The organism is Methylomonas fluvii (genome assembly GCF_014850975.1).
Classification (GTDB): Bacteria; Pseudomonadota; Gammaproteobacteria; order Methylococcales; family Methylomonadaceae; genus Methylomonas; species Methylomonas fluvii.
The window spans coordinates 652,480-667,884 of sequence record NZ_JACXST010000001.1 but is presented as its reverse complement, the minus strand read 5'-3'; the positions used below and the strand labels follow the sequence as shown (position 1 = coordinate 667,884).

The 15,405-nt window shown below is 50.2% G+C and carries 22 protein-coding genes; 17 read left to right on the top strand and 5 right to left on the bottom strand.

Annotation, left to right across the window (positions count from 1 at the left end):
- Positions 1 to 227: 227 nt before the first annotated feature.
- The 3 genes from EBB_RS03170 to EBB_RS03160 all read right to left on the bottom strand — a co-directional run bounded on the left by EBB_RS03170 (position 228) and on the right by EBB_RS03160 (position 3,309).
- Positions 228 to 1,949 (bottom strand): P-loop NTPase fold protein, encoded by a 1,722-nt coding sequence (locus tag EBB_RS03170; RefSeq protein WP_192392433.1) that lies wholly within the window; start codon positions 1,947 to 1,949, stop codon positions 228 to 230.
- Positions 1,950 to 2,053: 104 nt separating this feature from the next.
- On the bottom strand, positions 2,054 to 2,818 hold the full coding sequence (locus EBB_RS03165) for a YkgJ family cysteine cluster protein (RefSeq protein ID WP_192392432.1): 765 nt from the start codon (positions 2,816 to 2,818) through the stop codon (positions 2,054 to 2,056).
- Positions 2,815 to 3,309, bottom strand: a complete 495-nt coding sequence (locus EBB_RS03160) for a YchJ family protein (RefSeq protein WP_192392431.1) — start codon at positions 3,307 to 3,309, stop codon at positions 2,815 to 2,817. Before EBB_RS03160 ends, EBB_RS03165 begins: the two co-directional genes overlap by 4 nt.
- A gap of 214 nt (positions 3,310 to 3,523) precedes the next feature.
- On the opposite strand from EBB_RS03160, the gene EBB_RS03155 reads away from it, so the two are divergent.
- The 8 genes from EBB_RS03155 to blaOXA all read left to right on the top strand — a co-directional run bounded on the left by EBB_RS03155 (position 3,524) and on the right by blaOXA (position 7,716).
- On the top strand, positions 3,524 to 3,916 hold the full coding sequence (locus EBB_RS03155) for a YciI family protein (RefSeq protein WP_192392430.1): 393 nt from the start codon (positions 3,524 to 3,526) through the stop codon (positions 3,914 to 3,916).
- A 129-nt stretch (positions 3,917 to 4,045) separates the two neighbouring features.
- A complete protein-coding gene (locus EBB_RS03150) occupies positions 4,046 to 4,534 on the top strand; it encodes a VOC family protein (RefSeq protein ID WP_192392429.1) in 489 nt (162 codons plus the stop codon).
- A 42-nt stretch (positions 4,535 to 4,576) separates the two neighbouring features.
- Complete coding sequence (locus tag EBB_RS03145) at positions 4,577 to 4,984, top strand: VOC family protein (protein WP_192392428.1); 408 nt, start codon at positions 4,577 to 4,579, stop codon at positions 4,982 to 4,984.
- 22 nt (positions 4,985 to 5,006) lie between these two features.
- The gene (locus EBB_RS03140; protein ID WP_192392427.1) at positions 5,007 to 5,363 is read left to right on the top strand and encodes a YciI family protein; all 357 of its coding nucleotides are present in this window, start codon (positions 5,007 to 5,009) and stop codon (positions 5,361 to 5,363) included.
- 25 nt (positions 5,364 to 5,388) lie between these two features.
- Entirely contained in the window at positions 5,389 to 5,916 is a 528-nt protein-coding gene (locus tag EBB_RS03135; RefSeq protein ID WP_192392426.1) for an SRPBCC family protein, read from the top strand.
- 29 nt (positions 5,917 to 5,945) lie between these two features.
- The gene (locus EBB_RS03130; protein ID WP_192392425.1) at positions 5,946 to 6,422 is read left to right on the top strand and encodes an SRPBCC family protein; all 477 of its coding nucleotides are present in this window, start codon (positions 5,946 to 5,948) and stop codon (positions 6,420 to 6,422) included.
- Positions 6,423 to 6,460: 38 nt separating this feature from the next.
- Positions 6,461 to 6,934 carry a VOC family protein gene (locus EBB_RS03125; protein ID WP_192392424.1) on the top strand — a complete coding sequence of 158 codons (474 nt, stop codon included), beginning with the start codon at positions 6,461 to 6,463 and terminating at the stop codon, positions 6,932 to 6,934.
- The gene (gene blaOXA, locus EBB_RS03120; RefSeq protein ID WP_192392423.1) at positions 6,934 to 7,716 is read left to right on the top strand and encodes a class D beta-lactamase; all 783 of its coding nucleotides are present in this window, start codon (positions 6,934 to 6,936) and stop codon (positions 7,714 to 7,716) included. The genes EBB_RS03125 and blaOXA overlap by 1 nt, the downstream gene beginning before the upstream one ends.
- Positions 7,717 to 7,726: 10 nt before the next feature.
- Here the strand turns inward: blaOXA and wrbA are convergent, their stop codons facing one another.
- Positions 7,727 to 8,317, bottom strand: coding sequence for an NAD(P)H:quinone oxidoreductase (gene wrbA / locus EBB_RS03115; RefSeq protein WP_192392422.1), 591 nt, complete (start codon positions 8,315 to 8,317; stop codon positions 7,727 to 7,729).
- Positions 8,317 to 8,664, bottom strand: a complete 348-nt coding sequence (arsC, locus tag EBB_RS03110) for an arsenate reductase (glutaredoxin) (RefSeq protein ID WP_036276172.1) — start codon at positions 8,662 to 8,664, stop codon at positions 8,317 to 8,319. The genes wrbA and arsC overlap by 1 nt, the downstream gene beginning before the upstream one ends.
- Positions 8,665 to 8,736: 72 nt before the next feature.
- Between arsC and hldE the strand changes: the two genes are divergently transcribed.
- The 9 genes from hldE to EBB_RS03070 all read left to right on the top strand — a co-directional run bounded on the left by hldE (position 8,737) and on the right by EBB_RS03070 (position 15,299).
- Positions 8,737 to 10,167, top strand: coding sequence for a bifunctional D-glycero-beta-D-manno-heptose-7-phosphate kinase/D-glycero-beta-D-manno-heptose 1-phosphate adenylyltransferase HldE (gene hldE, locus EBB_RS03105; RefSeq protein ID WP_192392421.1), 1,431 nt, complete (start codon positions 8,737 to 8,739; stop codon positions 10,165 to 10,167).
- Positions 10,168 to 10,253: 86 nt separating this feature from the next.
- On the top strand, positions 10,254 to 10,508 hold the full coding sequence (locus tag EBB_RS03100) for a type II toxin-antitoxin system RelE family toxin (RefSeq protein WP_192392420.1): 255 nt from the start codon (positions 10,254 to 10,256) through the stop codon (positions 10,506 to 10,508).
- Positions 10,505 to 10,864, top strand: a complete 360-nt coding sequence (locus EBB_RS03095) for a helix-turn-helix domain-containing protein (RefSeq protein ID WP_192392419.1) — start codon at positions 10,505 to 10,507, stop codon at positions 10,862 to 10,864. The genes EBB_RS03100 and EBB_RS03095 overlap by 4 nt, the downstream gene beginning before the upstream one ends.
- A gap of 107 nt (positions 10,865 to 10,971) precedes the next feature.
- Positions 10,972 to 11,103 carry a hypothetical protein gene (locus EBB_RS26400; RefSeq protein WP_306789983.1) on the top strand — a complete coding sequence of 44 codons (132 nt, stop codon included), beginning with the start codon at positions 10,972 to 10,974 and terminating at the stop codon, positions 11,101 to 11,103.
- Between the two features lie 9 nt (positions 11,104 to 11,112).
- Complete coding sequence (locus tag EBB_RS03090) at positions 11,113 to 12,378, top strand: hypothetical protein (RefSeq protein ID WP_192392418.1); 1,266 nt, start codon at positions 11,113 to 11,115, stop codon at positions 12,376 to 12,378.
- A 60-nt stretch (positions 12,379 to 12,438) separates the two neighbouring features.
- Entirely contained in the window at positions 12,439 to 13,299 is an 861-nt protein-coding gene (ubiA, locus tag EBB_RS03085; RefSeq protein WP_192392417.1) for a 4-hydroxybenzoate octaprenyltransferase, read from the top strand.
- Positions 13,300 to 13,446: 147 nt separating this feature from the next.
- Positions 13,447 to 13,896 (top strand): nucleoside deaminase, encoded by a 450-nt coding sequence (locus EBB_RS03080; protein WP_192392416.1) that lies wholly within the window; start codon positions 13,447 to 13,449, stop codon positions 13,894 to 13,896.
- A gap of 264 nt (positions 13,897 to 14,160) precedes the next feature.
- Complete coding sequence (locus tag EBB_RS03075) at positions 14,161 to 14,808, top strand: glutathione S-transferase family protein (RefSeq protein ID WP_192392415.1); 648 nt, start codon at positions 14,161 to 14,163, stop codon at positions 14,806 to 14,808.
- A 101-nt stretch (positions 14,809 to 14,909) separates the two neighbouring features.
- Positions 14,910 to 15,299, top strand: coding sequence for a lipocalin family protein (locus tag EBB_RS03070; protein WP_192392414.1), 390 nt, complete (start codon positions 14,910 to 14,912; stop codon positions 15,297 to 15,299).
- Positions 15,300 to 15,405 lie beyond the last annotated feature (106 nt).

The following is a 15,405-nucleotide window of genomic DNA, read 5'->3' as shown; positions in this document are numbered from 1 at the left end:
CGTCGGCCTATCGGCCATCAAACCCACATCGGCAATTAACAGAAGCTGGCCTTCGAAACCTCGATTCCATCGAGGCTACTTGCTGTCGATTCTCATAAGTTAGTGACAAATCGGTTTATTTAATTTTCAATAGGTTACCCAAATTATGGGATTCCGGTTTTCGTAAAAATCTCACTATTAATGGTAAAAACCTAACGAAATCTCACAATTAAGAATTTCCATCCAGCTTAGGCTTGTGGCTGATTATTGATTTCAATTAAGTGAGAGAGCCCAGCGTCGGTAAATAAAACTTTGATCAGATCACAGAGTCGAGTGGAGTTTGTGTCGTCAAAGATGTTCTTGCAAGCTTGGATAAAATTGCCTATTCCAGTCCCAAAGTCGTTTGTATAACATTCTTTGTGTTGGCACATATCTATCATGCCAAACATAAACCGTTTGAGTTTATCAGGTTCAAGAGTTCGAATTATCGCCTCCATGCTTTGAACACTGGTCGAATTCAATGCGATTTTCTGGCGCTCTCCCCAACCGTTATGCTCAGCAACATAAACGCATGCATCCAATGCTGTCGTGTTATTTTGCATATTACCTTCAGTTTCTTTGAAGGCATCAACGATTGAGGGGTGAAGTGAGTGATCATAAAAGCCACGAAACGTCATGTCGTTATGATCCTTGGCCTTAAACGCATCGATCCAGTTCGTTATGGCTGTATCGGCTAAGTCACCTCCGCCAGGTAGTTCATTGACAAGTTTGTGTAGTAACGTGACAGTGGAAGCGTCAAGCAGAGACCCTTTAGTCACAATTTGTTTTGCTTCTTCAAGTAACTGTTCTTGCGTTAGCTGGTGATGCCAACGAAAACGGTCGAAAAATGTATGGCATGCTTCTCTGGCATTCATGGCATCGGTTTCAGCGATATAGCGATCAATAATTTTCGCTACTTCGGAATCATCGAATAGCCCGGATTCTAAATACTCAACAACGACAAGCTCAAAGTTATCGGAAACGGCAATTCCGAGCTTCGACATAAGTAGTTGCCATCTTGATATTCGTTGACTATCCGGTGTATCTTCCTTCTCTTTTTTCTCTCTTTCTGTAAGAAAATGGCTCCAGTCTTGAGTTGCACTTTTCGAAAGAACAAATTCAACCGTTGGTCCATCGTCTAGGCCTTTGTAATGAATAGCCGATAATAATACCGTTGACGGAATGATGCGAGAAAGCACCGCATCGTTCATATCGTTCCGACCATGGAGGATATGATTGACTGCTTTGATGATTTTACAAATGATGCGAATATTTGTTACTCCACATGATTCAACGGCCTTAGCAATTTGTTTTGAATATTTTGACGAATTTAGTCCGATAGCAATTTCCAACGCTTCCCCGGCGGATGTTCTCAGTTGCAGCTCTTGGTCAATAACCTTCTCTCGAAAGGTGTTCCATATTGTTGGTTGATTAAGTTGATCGTTATTTAGGATGAGTATCCAGCGGGAATTATATTGTTGTTTATATTCATCTATAAATCCCAATAGTTCATCAATATTTAGTTTGTCGTGTTTCCGTTCTATATCGTCAAGGACAATTATTTTATTTTGAAGTAATGCAGGTGCGAAAAGTAAACTAATGTCATTAAGAGCACCAAAGCTCTTATGGAAACCTTCGAGAGCTTTCACTCCAGTACTGTACATTTGCTTAGCGCCCTTCCATAGACGTGGATTGTTTTTTATTGATGGAACTGCGCTTTGTAGTAGCTTGGTTTTAATTTGGTCGAGGCTGGATAATCCAAAGAGAGATGCGTATAAAGCAGTCTTGACGTTCTCGTCATTGGATGACTTCTTGATTTCATCCCACATATGACTCTTGCCTGTACCCCATTTACCTGACAGAGCAATAACTTTGTTGTCTTTGTCGTCAAGCAATTTTTCAAGCTGTTCCTTCGTAGATTTCAGTGACACGCTCGATTCTCCGATTAATTTGATTGACACATAGGCAATTGAGATTTTATTTCACAATTGTGAACCTTTTTTCATTAATTTTGAGATTCGAAATGCGCGACTAGCTATCTATTCTTCCGAGATAAATACTGCATTTCTTTGGCCCCGGCCAGATAATGGCGATGGTATTCCACCAGGCCAGGTTCCGATGCGGTTTTTTCTACATAACCGTTCAACACCGGTAGTTGCTGTTCGGCAATCTGTTGGGCATTAGGGTAGCGAATCGCGGTCAGAAATGACGACAGGCTTGTCACCACTTGCCCGCCTTTGGGCTTAAGCGACACTTTAGCCAGACTATCGACCAACTGTGGCGTGTACTTCAACATATAGTCTGCATAACGGCGAATCTGTGGAATCTGCTCCTCCAAGGCCTGGCGCTCGGCGTCGAAATCTTCGCGAAGCACGATTTTTTTGTCGGCAAACACCAACGGCGCCGATTCGGAGGTATCGCAAGCCCAACCGGGTTGCGGTTTTAATAGCTCGGCTTGAAATTGCTCGTCCCGATACGGATATAACGGCATAGTTCGACAGCGGGCGGGTTTATCGGCGTGAATACCGCAAAGATTGTCATGCGCCAGCGCCGGACATGGAAACGATGGCGGAATATAGGCGGTGGGCACTATCAATGCCGCCAACTCTTTCCGGTTGGCTAGTTTTATCGTGGCGCCCAGCTGGGACACCATCGCAAAATCCTTACTGCCTTGCCGTAGCGGCGTCCAGACCATGGCCAGCGGGAAGCGGGCGGCGTGCTTAAAGGCATCGTTTATCGTCAGCGGTAACTGTCCATAACAGCATTTGCCGCAAGCGGTACAGAGAAATCGCTGCGTCATTCCTGCTCGAGTTCAGTCGTGGTGCCGCAGCATTTTTTGGCCTTTTTGCCCGACCCACACGGGCATGGATCGTTACGGCCCACTTTGCTGACTACCCGTTGCGTGACTTTGGGATTAAGGTCGCCGCTGACATACAGCCATTCGCCATTTTCGCGGCGGAAACTAGCCAACTCGGTTTGTACCCTATCCTGTTTGTCGCGGCGAAATTTAATCGTGAACTCGACTTGTGCCGTATCACCGGTTTCCGTGGCGTTGCGGATTTCCAGACTCCGCCACTCGCATTCTTCCGCCATCCGCTCGGCTTCAGCTCGATTGAAGTCCTCCTTAATTTCCGGGGCGTGAGTACGCTCGATATGATCCAGCTTGCGTCGTACGAATGCCGTGTAACGCGAGCGCATCAAGGCCTCGGCCGTAGGCGCCGGCGTACCGTCGATAATCGGGCCACAACATTCGGCATAATCCAGTTTGGAGCCGCAAGGGCAAAGCGTCATAGTTCATCTCCGGTTAGATTGCGAAAAAATTGAGTCTATCAGTTCATGGTAAGCGACAGCCGGCTTTGGCTCAAGGCAAGCAGGGGAAATTGTCGCCATGCACGACACCACTTTCAGTAGCTCGTTTCAACGATAAAGACGTTCCAGTTGTCGAATATGCCCAGCGCCGAACGACTATTCGGTGCGAACACTATTTTTAACCAAGGAGTTGACCATGAAATATTTATGCTTGATTTGCGCCGAGAAGGTAATGGAACAAATGCCGAAAGAAGATGCCGATCGACACTTTGCGGAATACGCCGAATTCACCCAAGCTATCCGCGATAGCGGACATTACCTCAGCTGCAATCGCTTACTGCCGGCCGATGCGGCGATTACCCTGCGGGTGCGAGACGGCAAGATTTCCACCACCGACGGCCCGTTTGCAGAAACCAAGGAACAATTCGGCGGCTATTACGTCATCGAAGCCCGCGATTTGAACGAGGCCATCCAGGTAGCCGCGCGGATTCCCGGCGCCAAGCTGGGCTGCGTGGAAGTGCGGCCGATAGCGGAAGATCAGCAAACGCTACAGGCGCTGGGTTTTTTGGAACCGGACAATTTGCGTTAGTCGGTCGGATTGCCAGCTGCTGTGTACCGAAAAAAATTTGCCGCGATGTGTCGATTTACGCGTCTGCGGTTCGACAACAGGTACTAGCAACATTTTACCAACGCTCGACTTAACACCAGGAGCACCATCATGAACAACAACATCAAACCGATCCCCGACGGTCACCACACCTTAACCCCTTACCTAGTGGTGCGCGGCGCGGCGGCGGCATTGGAATTTTATGCAAAAGCCTTTGCCGCCACCGAGCTGATGCGCCTCAACGCGCCCGGCGGACTTATTGCCCACGCCGAATTCAAAATCGGTGACTCGCATTTTATGCTGGCGGACGAAAACCCGAATTGCAGCGATATTTCACCGCAGGCACTAGGCGGCACGCCGGTGAAACTGCACCTTTACGTCACCGATACCGACACGGTGTTCGCCGCCGCAATAGCAGCCGGCGCAACAGAAATCATGCCCCCCTCCGACCAGTTCTGGGGCGACAGGATGAGCGCGGTAAGCGACCCGTTCGGCCATAAATGGCTGATCGCCACGCATATCGAAGATGTCGACCCCAGCGAGTTCCAGGGCAGAATGGAGGCTTTTTTTGCGGCCCAGGCGGCAGCCGGTCAAGCTTAACACAGCCGATTTCGGCCTTATCACCCCCTTAAAGGAAGCAATATGAACACGCAAATATTCGTCAATCTGCCGGTAAAACATCTCGATCAATCCGTGGCGTTTTTTACCGCGCTGGGCTACACCTTCAACGCGCAATTTACCGATGAAACCGCTACCTGCATGATCGTCAGCGAGAACATCTTCGTGATGCTGTTGACGGAAGACAAGTTCCGCACGTTCACGCCTAAAAGCATTTGCGACGCCACCAAAAGCACGGAAGTACTGATCTGCTTATCCTGCCAAAGCCGCGAAGAGGTGGACGACAGGGTTAGCAAGGCCGTCGCCGCCGGCGGCAGCACTTATAACCAGCCGCTGGACCACGGCTTTATGTATGCGCACGGTTTTCAGGATTTGGATGGCCATATCTGGGAATTGGTCTACATGGAGCCCGGCACGAGCTGCCAGGGCTAAGCATCGGCTAGCGGAGAACGCAATGAAATATATGTTACTGATTTATCTGGAAGAGCACAGTTTGGATGAAGCCGACCGGCAAGCTTGTTATGCCGAATCCACCCAGCTCGCGCACCAACTGAAAGCCAACGGCCAATATCTGGCCGCCAGTCCGTTGCAACCCACCACCATGGCGACTAGCGTGCGGGTGCGTGACGGCAAACGCTTCATCACCGATGGCCCGTTCGCAGAAACCCGCGAACAACTGGGCGGCTACTATCTGGTCGACGCTCAGGATCTGGATGCCGCTATCGCTATCGCCGAACAAATCCCGATGGCGCGCAAGGGTACCGTCGAAGTGCGGCCGCTGATCGAGATTCCGGGCCTACCCGGCGATTGAACTTACCCAGCTTTAGGAGTAGACCATGATCAAAACCATCCTTATCGTGTTAGTCGTCATACTCGTCGCGCTGCTGATCTATGCGGCAAGCAAACCCGATACCTTCCGCGTACAACGCTCGATCACCATCAAAGCGGCCCCGGATAAGATTTTTCCGTTGATCAACGATTTACACAACATGCAAGCGTGGTCGGCTTGGGAGAAAGTCGATCCGGGCATGAAGCGCTCATACAGCGGCTCAGCCAACGGTCCCGGCGCGGTCTACGAATGGGACGGTAACAAGGAGATAGGCCAGGGTCGCATGGAAATTCTGGAAATCAATCCGCCCGTAAAGCTGATGCTGCGGCTGACTTTTATTAAGCCATTTCCAGCCGAGAACACCGTGGAATTTACGCTGCAAGCCGAAGGCGGTGTTACTCATGTCACTCAAGCGATATACGGCCCCAGCCCCTTCCTATCGAAAATGATGAGCCTGGTGTTCAGCATGGACAAGATGATAGGCGGGAAATTCGAGGAAGGTTTGGCCGCGCTAAAGACCATCGCCGAAAAGTAATTATAGTGTTCAATGACAGAGGAAACGCCATGAATCCAACGGAACAAACAGCTGAATCGCGTGAATTAATGCTGACGCGCCTGATCGATGCGCCACCCGAGAAACTCTATAGCGCCTGGACCGAGCCGGAATTGCTGATGCAATGGTTTTGCCCAAAGCCTTGGACGGTGGCATCTGCCGAACTCGATGTCAGAGCCGGCGGCACCAGCAGCATCGTGATGCGTAGTCCGGAAGGCCAGGAGTTTCCGAACCAAGGTATCTATCTTGAAGTGGTGCAAAACCGCCGTCTGGTGTTCACTGACGCCTACACCAGCGCCTGGGAACCCTCCGCCAAACCCTTCATGACCGGCATCATCACCTTTACGCCTGAAGCCGGAAAGACTCGTTACACCGCCCGCGTATTGCATTGGAGCGCGGCAGACCGGAAAACCCACGAAGAGATGGGCTTCCACGAATGCTGGAGCAAGGCCACCGACCAACTGGCCGAACTGGTAGCCAGCCTGTAAGCCGGTCATTACTTTCTATCACTTACCGAGTAAACACCATGCCCAAAATCACCCCGTTTTTATGGTTCGACGACCAAGCCGAACAGGCGATGAATTTTTACCTGTCTATCTTTAAAGACTCGAAAGTATTGAGTATCAACCGCTACGGCGATGCCGGGCCGGGACCGAAAGGCGGCGTGATGACGGCCAGTTTCGAGCTGAACGGACAAGTTTTCACCGCGCTCAACGGCGGACCTGTCTACAAATTATCGCCAGCGATTTCCTTTGTCGTACACTGCGAAACTCAAGCGGAAGTCGACCACTATTGGGAAAAGCTTTCGGCAGGCGGTAAGCCCAATCAATGCGCCTGGCTGGACGATAAATTTGGCGTAACCTGGCAAATCGTGCCGAATATCCTGATTGAATTATTAAGCGACCCCGACCCGGTAAAAGCCGGACGGGTAATGCAGGCCATGCTAAAAATGACCAAAATAGATATAGACACCTTAAAACTAGCCTACGCACAATCCTGATGAAACCGCTATTCGCCGCTCTACTATTACTCCTTGCCAGCCGGGCCAACGCTATCGAATGGGTGGACAGTCCTGCGCTCGACACCCTGTTTGGCGCCGCCGGCGTGCATGGCACTTTCGTAGCCTACGATGTCGATGCGGATAGGCTAATCGGCCACAACCGGCTCCGCGCGGAAACTCCCTTTATCCCGGCCTCGACATTCAAGATAGTCAATAGTTTGATTGGCTTGTCGGTAGGTGCGGTCAGTAGCGTAGACGAGCCGTTGCCATACGGCGGCCAAGCACAAATGATCAAAGAATGGGAACGGGATATGGGCTTGCGCGAGGCGATCAAGCTGTCCAACGTGCCTATTTATCAAGCACTAGCACGACGCATCGGCCATGAGCGGATGCGCGAGGGAGTTGCCAACTTGGGCTACGGTAACGCCGATATAGGAGATACGGTTGACCGGTTTTGGCTGGATGGTCCATTACAAATCAGCGCGGTGGAACAGGCGGCATTTTTGGCCCGCTTGGCGCGGGATCAATTACCGCTCTCTGCCGATGTTCAGAGCAAAGTCCGGGAAATCGCCATGCTCGAGCAAAGCGGCGAACGGGTTTTATACGGCAAGACCGGCTGGTTAAACGCGCCCAACCCAGGTATCGGCTGGTGGGTGGGCTGGGTTACCAATGGACAACAGCTGTATAGTTTTGCTTTGAACATCGATATTACCCAAACTGCGGATGCGCCCAAGCGCGTCGAACTTGGCAAGGCCTGCCTTAAGGCCTTAGGGATATTCTAAGCTCAACGGATTAGCCGGCTCGCAACGCCAGTGCCGTTTTTGCTAGACGTTCCCCTAGCACCCAGCACAAGCGTTTTTCGTGCTCGGTGAGTTCCGCATCGGTGTCGGCGACATGGCTGGGCCCGTAAGGCGTGCCGCCGCTGACCGTTTCGCGCAGGGCGATTTCGTTGCACGGTAGGCTCATCAACAACATGCCGTGATGCATCAAGGGCAGCATCATCGATAACAGCGTGGTTTCCTGACCGCCGTGCATGCTGCCGGTGGACGTAAATACGCCGGCCGGTTTGCCGGACAACGCACCGGAAAACCACAACGCGGTCGTGCCATCCAGAAAATGCTTTAACGAAGCCGCCATATTGCCGAAATGCGTAGGGCTGCCGAGCGCCAAGCCGTCGCAGGTTTCCAGATCTTGCAAGCTTGCATACGGCGCGCCGACATCGGGAATGCTATCGGCGATTTTCTCGCACACCGCCGACACTTCCGGCACCGTGCGCAACACCGCTTCCGCGCCGGCCACCGACTCCACGCCCCGACCGATCTGTTGTGCCATCCGCATAGTGCTGCCGTCGCGACTGTAATAAACAATCAGGATTTTCGCCATCAGAGTATCGCCAACACGTTTTCCGGCGGCCGGCCGATGGCGGCTTTGCCATCTTTCAAGACGATGGGCCGTTCGATCAATTTGGGGATTCTGATCATCGCTTCGATCAAATCAGCATCGCTTAAGGATTTATCATCCAGGCCGTTGTCTTTGTATTCCGGCTCTTTGGTACGCATCAACTCGCGCGGCTTGATGTTGAGTTTGGTCAGAATATCTTGCAATTCAGCGGCGGTAGGCGGGGATTTGAGATATTCCACAACCTCCGGCGTGACGCCTTGCGCTTCCAGTAATTTCAAGGTGTCGCGGGATTTGCCGCAACGCGGGTTGTGATAGATTTTAACGCTCATGGTTTGCACCTTAATCATGACGGGTTGCGGCTATAATAGCACCCTTCGAATCACGGATAAGCCCCCAAAGCCATGCAATTACCCAACTATTCAACCGCCCGCGTGCTGGTGGTCGGCGACCTGATGCTGGACCGTTACTGGCACGGCGCAACTTCCAGAATATCCCCGGAAGCGCCGGTACCGGTGGTGCACGTCAAACAAGACGAACAACGCGCCGGCGGGGCCGGTAACGTGGCATTGAATATCGCCGCACTGGGCGCCAAAGTGTCCTTGCTGGGTTTTACCGGCGAAGACGAAGCGGCGGCGGCTTTGAAAACCTTGCTGCAACAGGCCAAGGTTTTGTGTCTGTTTCAGGCGGTGCCGGGTTATCCCACCATCACCAAATTACGAGTGATGAGCCGCCATCAACAACTAATCCGCCTGGATTTTGAAGACGGTTTTAACAATGTCGATAGCGACGCGTTACTGCATCTATACCACGCCGAAATGATGCAATCGCAAGTCATCGTACTGTCTGATTACGGCAAAGGCACCCTAAGCCAAGTGCAACAATTCATCAAATTGGCGAAGCAGCTGAACAAACCGGTGTTGGTCGATCCGAAAGGCAGCGATTTTTCGATATACCGTCAAGCCACGCTGATCACGCCCAACCTCAGCGAATTTGAGGCAGTAGTGGGCCGCTGCGCCGACCAAGCACAAATCGTCGAACGCGGCATGAATTTGCTAAGCGACCTGGAACTGCAAGCCTTGCTGGTCACCCGCGGCGAAAACGGCATGACCCTGCTCAGCAAGAATGAAGAACCCTTACATCTACCAACGCATGCCCGCGAGGTATTCGACGTCACCGGCGCCGGTGATACGGTTATTTCCGTATTAGCCGCCAGTTTGGCCGCAAAAAAAACGCTGGCCGAAGCCACGCAACTGGCCAATATCGGGGCCGGCATCGTCGTCGGCAAAATGGGTACCGCCACTGTGAATACCGACGAATTGGCCAATGCCTTGCAAGGCCCGCGCGCCCACCACAAAGGCGTCTGCAGCCTGCCGGACCTGCTCGCAGAACGCGCCGCGGCCAAACAAAACGGCGAGAAAATCGTCGCCACCAATGGCTGTTTCGACATCCTGCATCCCGGCCATGTCCGCTATCTGCAACAGGCTAAAACCCTGGGTGATCGCTTGGTGGTGTTAGTCAACAGCGACGCCTCGGTGCAACGCCTGAAAGGCCCGGAGCGCCCCGTGAACAAACTGGATCATCGAATGGAAATGCTGGCGGCCTTGGAATGCGTAGACTGGGTGGTGGAATTCGAACAAGACACGCCAAAAGAAGTCATCGACCAATTACTGCCCGACATCCTGGTCAAAGGCGGCGACTACACCGACATCACCAGTATAGCCGGCCACGAAAGCGTATTAGCCAACGGCGGCGAAGTGAAGATTTTGTCGTTTATTGAGGGGCATTCGACGACTTCGATTATTCAGACGATTAGAGATAAAACTGGCAACTGACAGCTAATAGCCAAGATACGCAAATGCGACTCGAATTTTGTTATTTATTTTAGCTATTATTTATAACTAAATGCTATTATCGACTAATGTATCAAGTCCTCTATCGAAAAACTGCTGCCAAAGCATTACTCAAAATGCCGCTTAGAGTAGCCGAACAATTCAAAAAAGCATTCGAGCAGATGGCAATTGATCACGAAGACGGACTGGACATAAAAAAACTGGAAGGCAGAGAAGGCTTTAGATTGCGAATTGGCGGTTACCGTGCGATTTACCGCAAATTGCACGATGTGCTGATTATAGAAGTGCTTAAGGTTGGTAGCCGGGGAGATATTTACAAATGAGCGTGCAATTTATCGAACAAAACGGCCAAAAACAATATGCGGTTGTGCCCGTCGCCGACTACGAAAAACTGTTGGAAAAGGCGGAAATGCTGGATGACATCGCGACCTTTGACCAAGCCCTGGCGAGCGAAGACGAACTGGTTCCCGCCGAAATCGTCAATCGGCTGTTGAATGGCGAGAACAAAATCAAAGTATGGCGCGAACATCGCGGTCTGACTCAGGCGGGGCTGGCCGAGAGCTGCAACATGGCCCAAGCCAGTATCGCCCAAATTGAATGCGGTAAGCGCACTGGAACCGTGGCTGTATTGAAAAAGATAGCCGAAGCGTTGGGTGTGGATTTGGATGATTTGGTTTAGGTTTTCTGGTTTCCGCGATTTTTCCCCCTTCTAAAGCAGGCATATCCAATGCCTTTAAAACCATTGTTTCAATTTGCAAAGCCAAAAACGTTACCAAGGGGAAGACCATGTTCGATAACGAGGAAATGTCGATATTGGCCGCATTGGAAAATGACCAACTGGTACATAGCGCCGATGTGGACGAAGAAATTGCTTCAGCAAAACAAGCAGCTGAAGAATATTTGTCACAACACGTCTGAGTTTGGACGATGATCCCTACTGAAATACATACATGGGAAATCCCAGAAATCTATAAAAGATTCGCCGAAGTTATAGGTGATCAACATTGGAAAAATCGAGTTGCACTACTAAAGCAAGATATAAAGGGAAATATCTTTCTTGTTGATTACATTCAAAGTGAAAATTCGATCGCCTTCCAACTTGAACGCTTACGCGAGCTAACTACAAAATTCGGCACTGTTCCATCTTGGGAGTTTAACAACCAAGCCATTTATCCTGCTGCAAGCTTTGCTTCTCAAGCACTATCCATCATGGACACGTCACCAAAACAATTCGCTGAACAGCTCAAAAGGCGAATTCACGGTGCGCTGAAAAACCCGGACGATATGCGCGCATTACTACTGGAGCTTAGCGCGGCAACGCATTTTGCTCAGCGTGGACTGAAAATTAGTTGGCCAGAGTTGACCGGGATTGGCTCATTTGACCTTTTCATTGAGGAACTTGGATCAAATGGCCTAGAAGTCGAGTGCAAATCGATTTCGACAAACAAGGGACGAAAAATTCATAGGCAAGAAGTGTTGGATTTCTATGGGTTATTGTGGACTTATCTTCAAACAACGCGGAAAGGGCTTCAAACTGGCCTTTCAGTTGTCCTAACCGTTCCTGATCGACTTCCAAAGGACTATAAATCTCGAACAGAACTGGCGAAGCAAATTAGTAAACACGTTATTTTTGGACAAAGTACGACCCTACCAGATGGTTCGAGCCTCAAAATAACTGATTTTGATATTCGGCAGCTAAGTTCTTTTCCGAGCACATCAAATCCTAAAGAGGCTCGTTCAGTAATTGATGAAATTTCCGATACTCGTAACCGAGAAACAATGGTCATTGGGACAAAAGCGGGTGGTGCGTTAGCATTTACAGTCCAAAGCGGCAAAGACGACACACTCATAAAGGCTATTTTTGACACGTTGAGCGATTCTGCGAAAAAGCAATTATCTGGCAGTCGTAGTGGTCTTTTTTGGGTTGAGTTATTTGGGGTAGACGCAGAGCGACTCATCTCAATTGCGTCCCAGGATAAAGACTCGTCAGAACCAGCAACGGCCTTGCGGCTAGGTGTGAGCAATTTTCTTTCTACCCCAAACCGAGATGCTGTAATCGGTGTCGGTTTTGTTAGCAAAAGCAATCTTTTCCCCCAGCAGAGTGGATTTATTGATTCAGGAGGCAGTGCTTACTTTTTTCCGAATCGGGCAAGTTCGCTGTGGTCTGATGATTTCAGTGGATTGTTTTCTTAACCACTCTAAAACCAGGCACCTAACTACATTTTTGAAACCCTATCAGATTTAACTATTAAAATGAACTTAACCGACCGCCTCCACCAATACTGGCTCCTGGCCCGCTTCGACAAACCCATCGGCATTTTCATACTGCTGTGGCCGACATTATGGGCCTTATGGATTGCCGGTGACGGCAAACCGGATTTATTGGTTTTGATGGTGTTTACGCTGGGCGTCGTGCTGATGCGCGCTGCCGGTTGCGTGATTAATGACTACGCCGATAAGGATTTCGATCCGCATGTCGATCGCACCAAGTTGCGGCCCATCGCGGCCGGGAAGGTTAAGCCCAAGGAAGCTTTGGTCGTGTTTGCGGTGTTGTGTCTAACTGCATTTGGCTTGGTGTTGCTGATGAACTGGTACACCATCGGTTTGTCGTTCATCGGCGCGTTTTTAGCGGCCAGTTATCCGTTTATGAAGCGCTTTACCCATTTGCCCCAGGCTTACCTGGGCGCGGCATTTGGGTTTGCGGTACCCATGGCGTTTGCCGCGCAAACCAATGAAATCCCCTTGATGGGCTGGATTTTATATCTAGCGGTTCTGCTGTGGGCGCTGGTGTACGACACTATGTATGCGATGGTGGACATCGACGATGATTTGAAAATCGGCGTGAAATCCACAGCCATTTTGTTCGGCAAACGGGTGCGGGAAATTACCGCTGGTCTACAAGTTGTGATTATGGGCTTGTTGGTTACAGTGGGCACGATGCAACAACTAAGTTGGCCCTATTACGCCGGTCTGTTGGTCGCCAGCGGTCTGGCGGTTTACCAACAGAAACTGATTTTTCATTTCGATAAACCCAGTTGTTTCAAAGCATTTTTAAACAATAACTGGTTTGGTCTGGCAGTGTTTGTTGGCATTGTGTTGGCTTATTGGCAATAGCGGATCGAGGCGCTTAGATTTGGAAAATCTCCCCCTTTTTTCAAAAAGGTTTTTGGAGCCCCCAAAACTCAACTTAAGCCAGTACCCATCTACCCGACCCTTGTAGAACCGATTTTCAACCCTACCCAATTGATTTTAGGATTTGCGATGAACTATCACGAGATGCTCGCCGTTGCCTTTGCCGAAGCAAAAGCCGGTTTTGACGAAGGCGGCGTGCCGGTGGGCGCAGCCTTGTTCGATGCTGATGGCACCTTGCTGGGCCGCGGCCGCAACCGCCGCGTGCAAGATAACGATCCGTCTGTGCACGGCGAAACCGATGCCTTCCGCAAAGCCGGCCGGCAAACCAGTTACCGCGATAAAATTTTGGTCACCACCTTGGCGCCGTGCTGGTATTGCTCGGGATTGATTCGGCAATTCAACATCGGCACGGTGGTGATCGGTGAATCAAGCAATTTTTCCGGGCATCTGGACTGGCTAAGAGAAGCCGGCGTCAAGATTGTGGAATTGAACGACCCCGTCTGCATCGAGTTGATGAGCCGTTTTATTGCTCAATCGCCAAAGATTTGGTTTGAAGACATCGGTGAGGATTGTTGCTAAACCAAGATTTGCCGCTGATTCCATCCGTTGAATAGCACAGCCGTAGACCCCAACTAAACGTCCGTTGCAAAATGGCATTGCTCTATGCGGTTAATTATTATAAAACGGCGGGAATGATGCGCTGATACCTAAAGGCGTTCTTCGATGTCAATCCCTTGTGGGTGGAACAGGGCCTTTAATTTCCCTGGGTTCCCTCATTCTCCGGGACGACGATATCCGATTTAATAAATTCTCGATCCATAATCTGCAAAGGAGTTTTCGTTTATGAGTCTGTCCTTAGTCATCGGTAACAAAAATTACTCATCTTGGTCGTTACGGCCTTGGTTGTTTTTGAAATATCACGACATCGATTTCACGGAAATCCGCATCCCGCTGTATCGAGAGGATTCGAAAGACAAGCTGCTGCAATACTCGCCGACCGGTAAAGTACCGGTTTTGCTGGATGCTGAGCTTAAGGTTTGGGATTCGCTGGCAATATTGGAATATCTGGCAGAACGCTTTCCGCAAACCCAAGGCTGGCCGGAGGATTTTGCCGAACGCGCTGCGGCCCGCTCCTTAGCTGCCGAAATGCATTCCGGATTTACTGCGCTACGTACCTATTGCGGCATGAATTGCAAGCGCAAACCCTCTGCCAAACCCTTACCGGAAGCGGTGCATCCGGACATCGAACGTCTCGGTGAAATTTGGCAACACTACCGGCAACTGCACCGCCACGACGGTCCGTGGTTATTTGGGCGTTTTACGATAGTCGATGCGATGTTCGCCCCCGTCGCCTTGCGATTTCACAGTTATCAATTGGCAACCAATAAAGAGGCGCAGGCTTATGTGGACTCGGTGCTGGCCTGCCCGGCTGTAAACGCCTGGCTGGAAGCCGGCAAGTTGGAAAGCGAGGTAATCACCGCGTTTGAATAAGCGGTGTAAGCACTTGCCGATTTACCACAATAATATAAAGATACTTTGCCACTACCTGAGCGTAGAATGATTCTCTTGTTATTTACCAACGGGAGAGCACTATGAAAAAAATCAAATTAACCGCAGTTTTACTCGGCTTATCCGTATTTTCCGGCCTGAGTTTTGCGGATGTTCCGCTGCAATCCAATGAAGAAGTACAAGGCAGCTGGAAATTGGAATATACCAAAAAATCGGTTACCTCCACGGAAACCATTAAGCGCGAAGATACTTGGACCTTTAAAGACGGCAAAGTCACTATCACCCACATCCCGCGCGAAGGTACTTTTTACGACCAATCGCCCGTGGCTTATGAAATTGAAGGCGGTAAATTGAAAATCGCCATTTTGGGTAGACCGGATAAATTCGACATCTTTGCCTTGCAGGAAAAAACCGATAAATCGATGACCTTAAAAGGCAAATTCGGCGACGTTTATCACTTTAATAAAAACTGAAAACCACCATCCGTATTTCCTTAGCCTAAAAATACCTATAACACTTGGCTAAGCATTGATAATGTGTTCCCGCAAAGCTTGTCCCCTGTGCAGACCGGGGCGCGGG

Bases quoted from the DNA above. Each gene is read 5' to 3' on its own strand.
- hldE (WP_192392421.1), top strand. From the start codon at position 8,737: ATGCAATTACCCAACTATTCAACCGCCCGCGTGCTGGTGGTCGGCGAC.
- EBB_RS03100 (WP_192392420.1), top strand. From the start codon at position 10,254: ATGTATCAAGTCCTCTATCGAAAAACTGCTGCCAAAGCATTACTCAAA.
- EBB_RS03090 (WP_192392418.1), top strand. From the start codon at position 11,113: ATGATCCCTACTGAAATACATACATGGGAAATCCCAGAAATCTATAAA.
- EBB_RS03130 (WP_192392425.1), top strand. From the start codon at position 5,946: ATGAATCCAACGGAACAAACAGCTGAATCGCGTGAATTAATGCTGACG.
- EBB_RS03165 (WP_192392432.1), bottom strand. From the start codon at position 2,818: ATGACGCAGCGATTTCTCTGTACCGCTTGCGGCAAATGCTGTTATGGA.
- arsC (WP_036276172.1), bottom strand. From the start codon at position 8,664: ATGAGCGTTAAAATCTATCACAACCCGCGTTGCGGCAAATCCCGCGAC.
- EBB_RS03155 (WP_192392430.1), top strand. From the start codon at position 3,524: ATGAAATATTTATGCTTGATTTGCGCCGAGAAGGTAATGGAACAAATG.
- EBB_RS03150 (WP_192392429.1), top strand. From the start codon at position 4,046: ATGAACAACAACATCAAACCGATCCCCGACGGTCACCACACCTTAACC.
- EBB_RS03080 (WP_192392416.1), top strand. From the start codon at position 13,447: ATGAACTATCACGAGATGCTCGCCGTTGCCTTTGCCGAAGCAAAAGCC.
- EBB_RS03160 (WP_192392431.1), bottom strand. From the start codon at position 3,309: ATGACGCTTTGCCCTTGCGGCTCCAAACTGGATTATGCCGAATGTTGT.
- blaOXA (WP_192392423.1), top strand. From the start codon at position 6,934: ATGAAACCGCTATTCGCCGCTCTACTATTACTCCTTGCCAGCCGGGCC.
- EBB_RS03070 (WP_192392414.1), top strand. From the start codon at position 14,910: ATGAAAAAAATCAAATTAACCGCAGTTTTACTCGGCTTATCCGTATTT.
- EBB_RS03140 (WP_192392427.1), top strand. From the start codon at position 5,007: ATGAAATATATGTTACTGATTTATCTGGAAGAGCACAGTTTGGATGAA.
- EBB_RS26400 (WP_306789983.1), top strand. From the start codon at position 10,972: ATGTTCGATAACGAGGAAATGTCGATATTGGCCGCATTGGAAAATGAC.
- ubiA (WP_192392417.1), top strand. From the start codon at position 12,439: ATGAACTTAACCGACCGCCTCCACCAATACTGGCTCCTGGCCCGCTTC.
- EBB_RS03075 (WP_192392415.1), top strand. From the start codon at position 14,161: ATGAGTCTGTCCTTAGTCATCGGTAACAAAAATTACTCATCTTGGTCG.
- EBB_RS03125 (WP_192392424.1), top strand. From the start codon at position 6,461: ATGCCCAAAATCACCCCGTTTTTATGGTTCGACGACCAAGCCGAACAG.
- EBB_RS03135 (WP_192392426.1), top strand. From the start codon at position 5,389: ATGATCAAAACCATCCTTATCGTGTTAGTCGTCATACTCGTCGCGCTG.
- EBB_RS03095 (WP_192392419.1), top strand. From the start codon at position 10,505: ATGAGCGTGCAATTTATCGAACAAAACGGCCAAAAACAATATGCGGTT.
- wrbA (WP_192392422.1), bottom strand. From the start codon at position 8,317: ATGGCGAAAATCCTGATTGTTTATTACAGTCGCGACGGCAGCACTATG.
- EBB_RS03145 (WP_192392428.1), top strand. From the start codon at position 4,577: ATGAACACGCAAATATTCGTCAATCTGCCGGTAAAACATCTCGATCAA.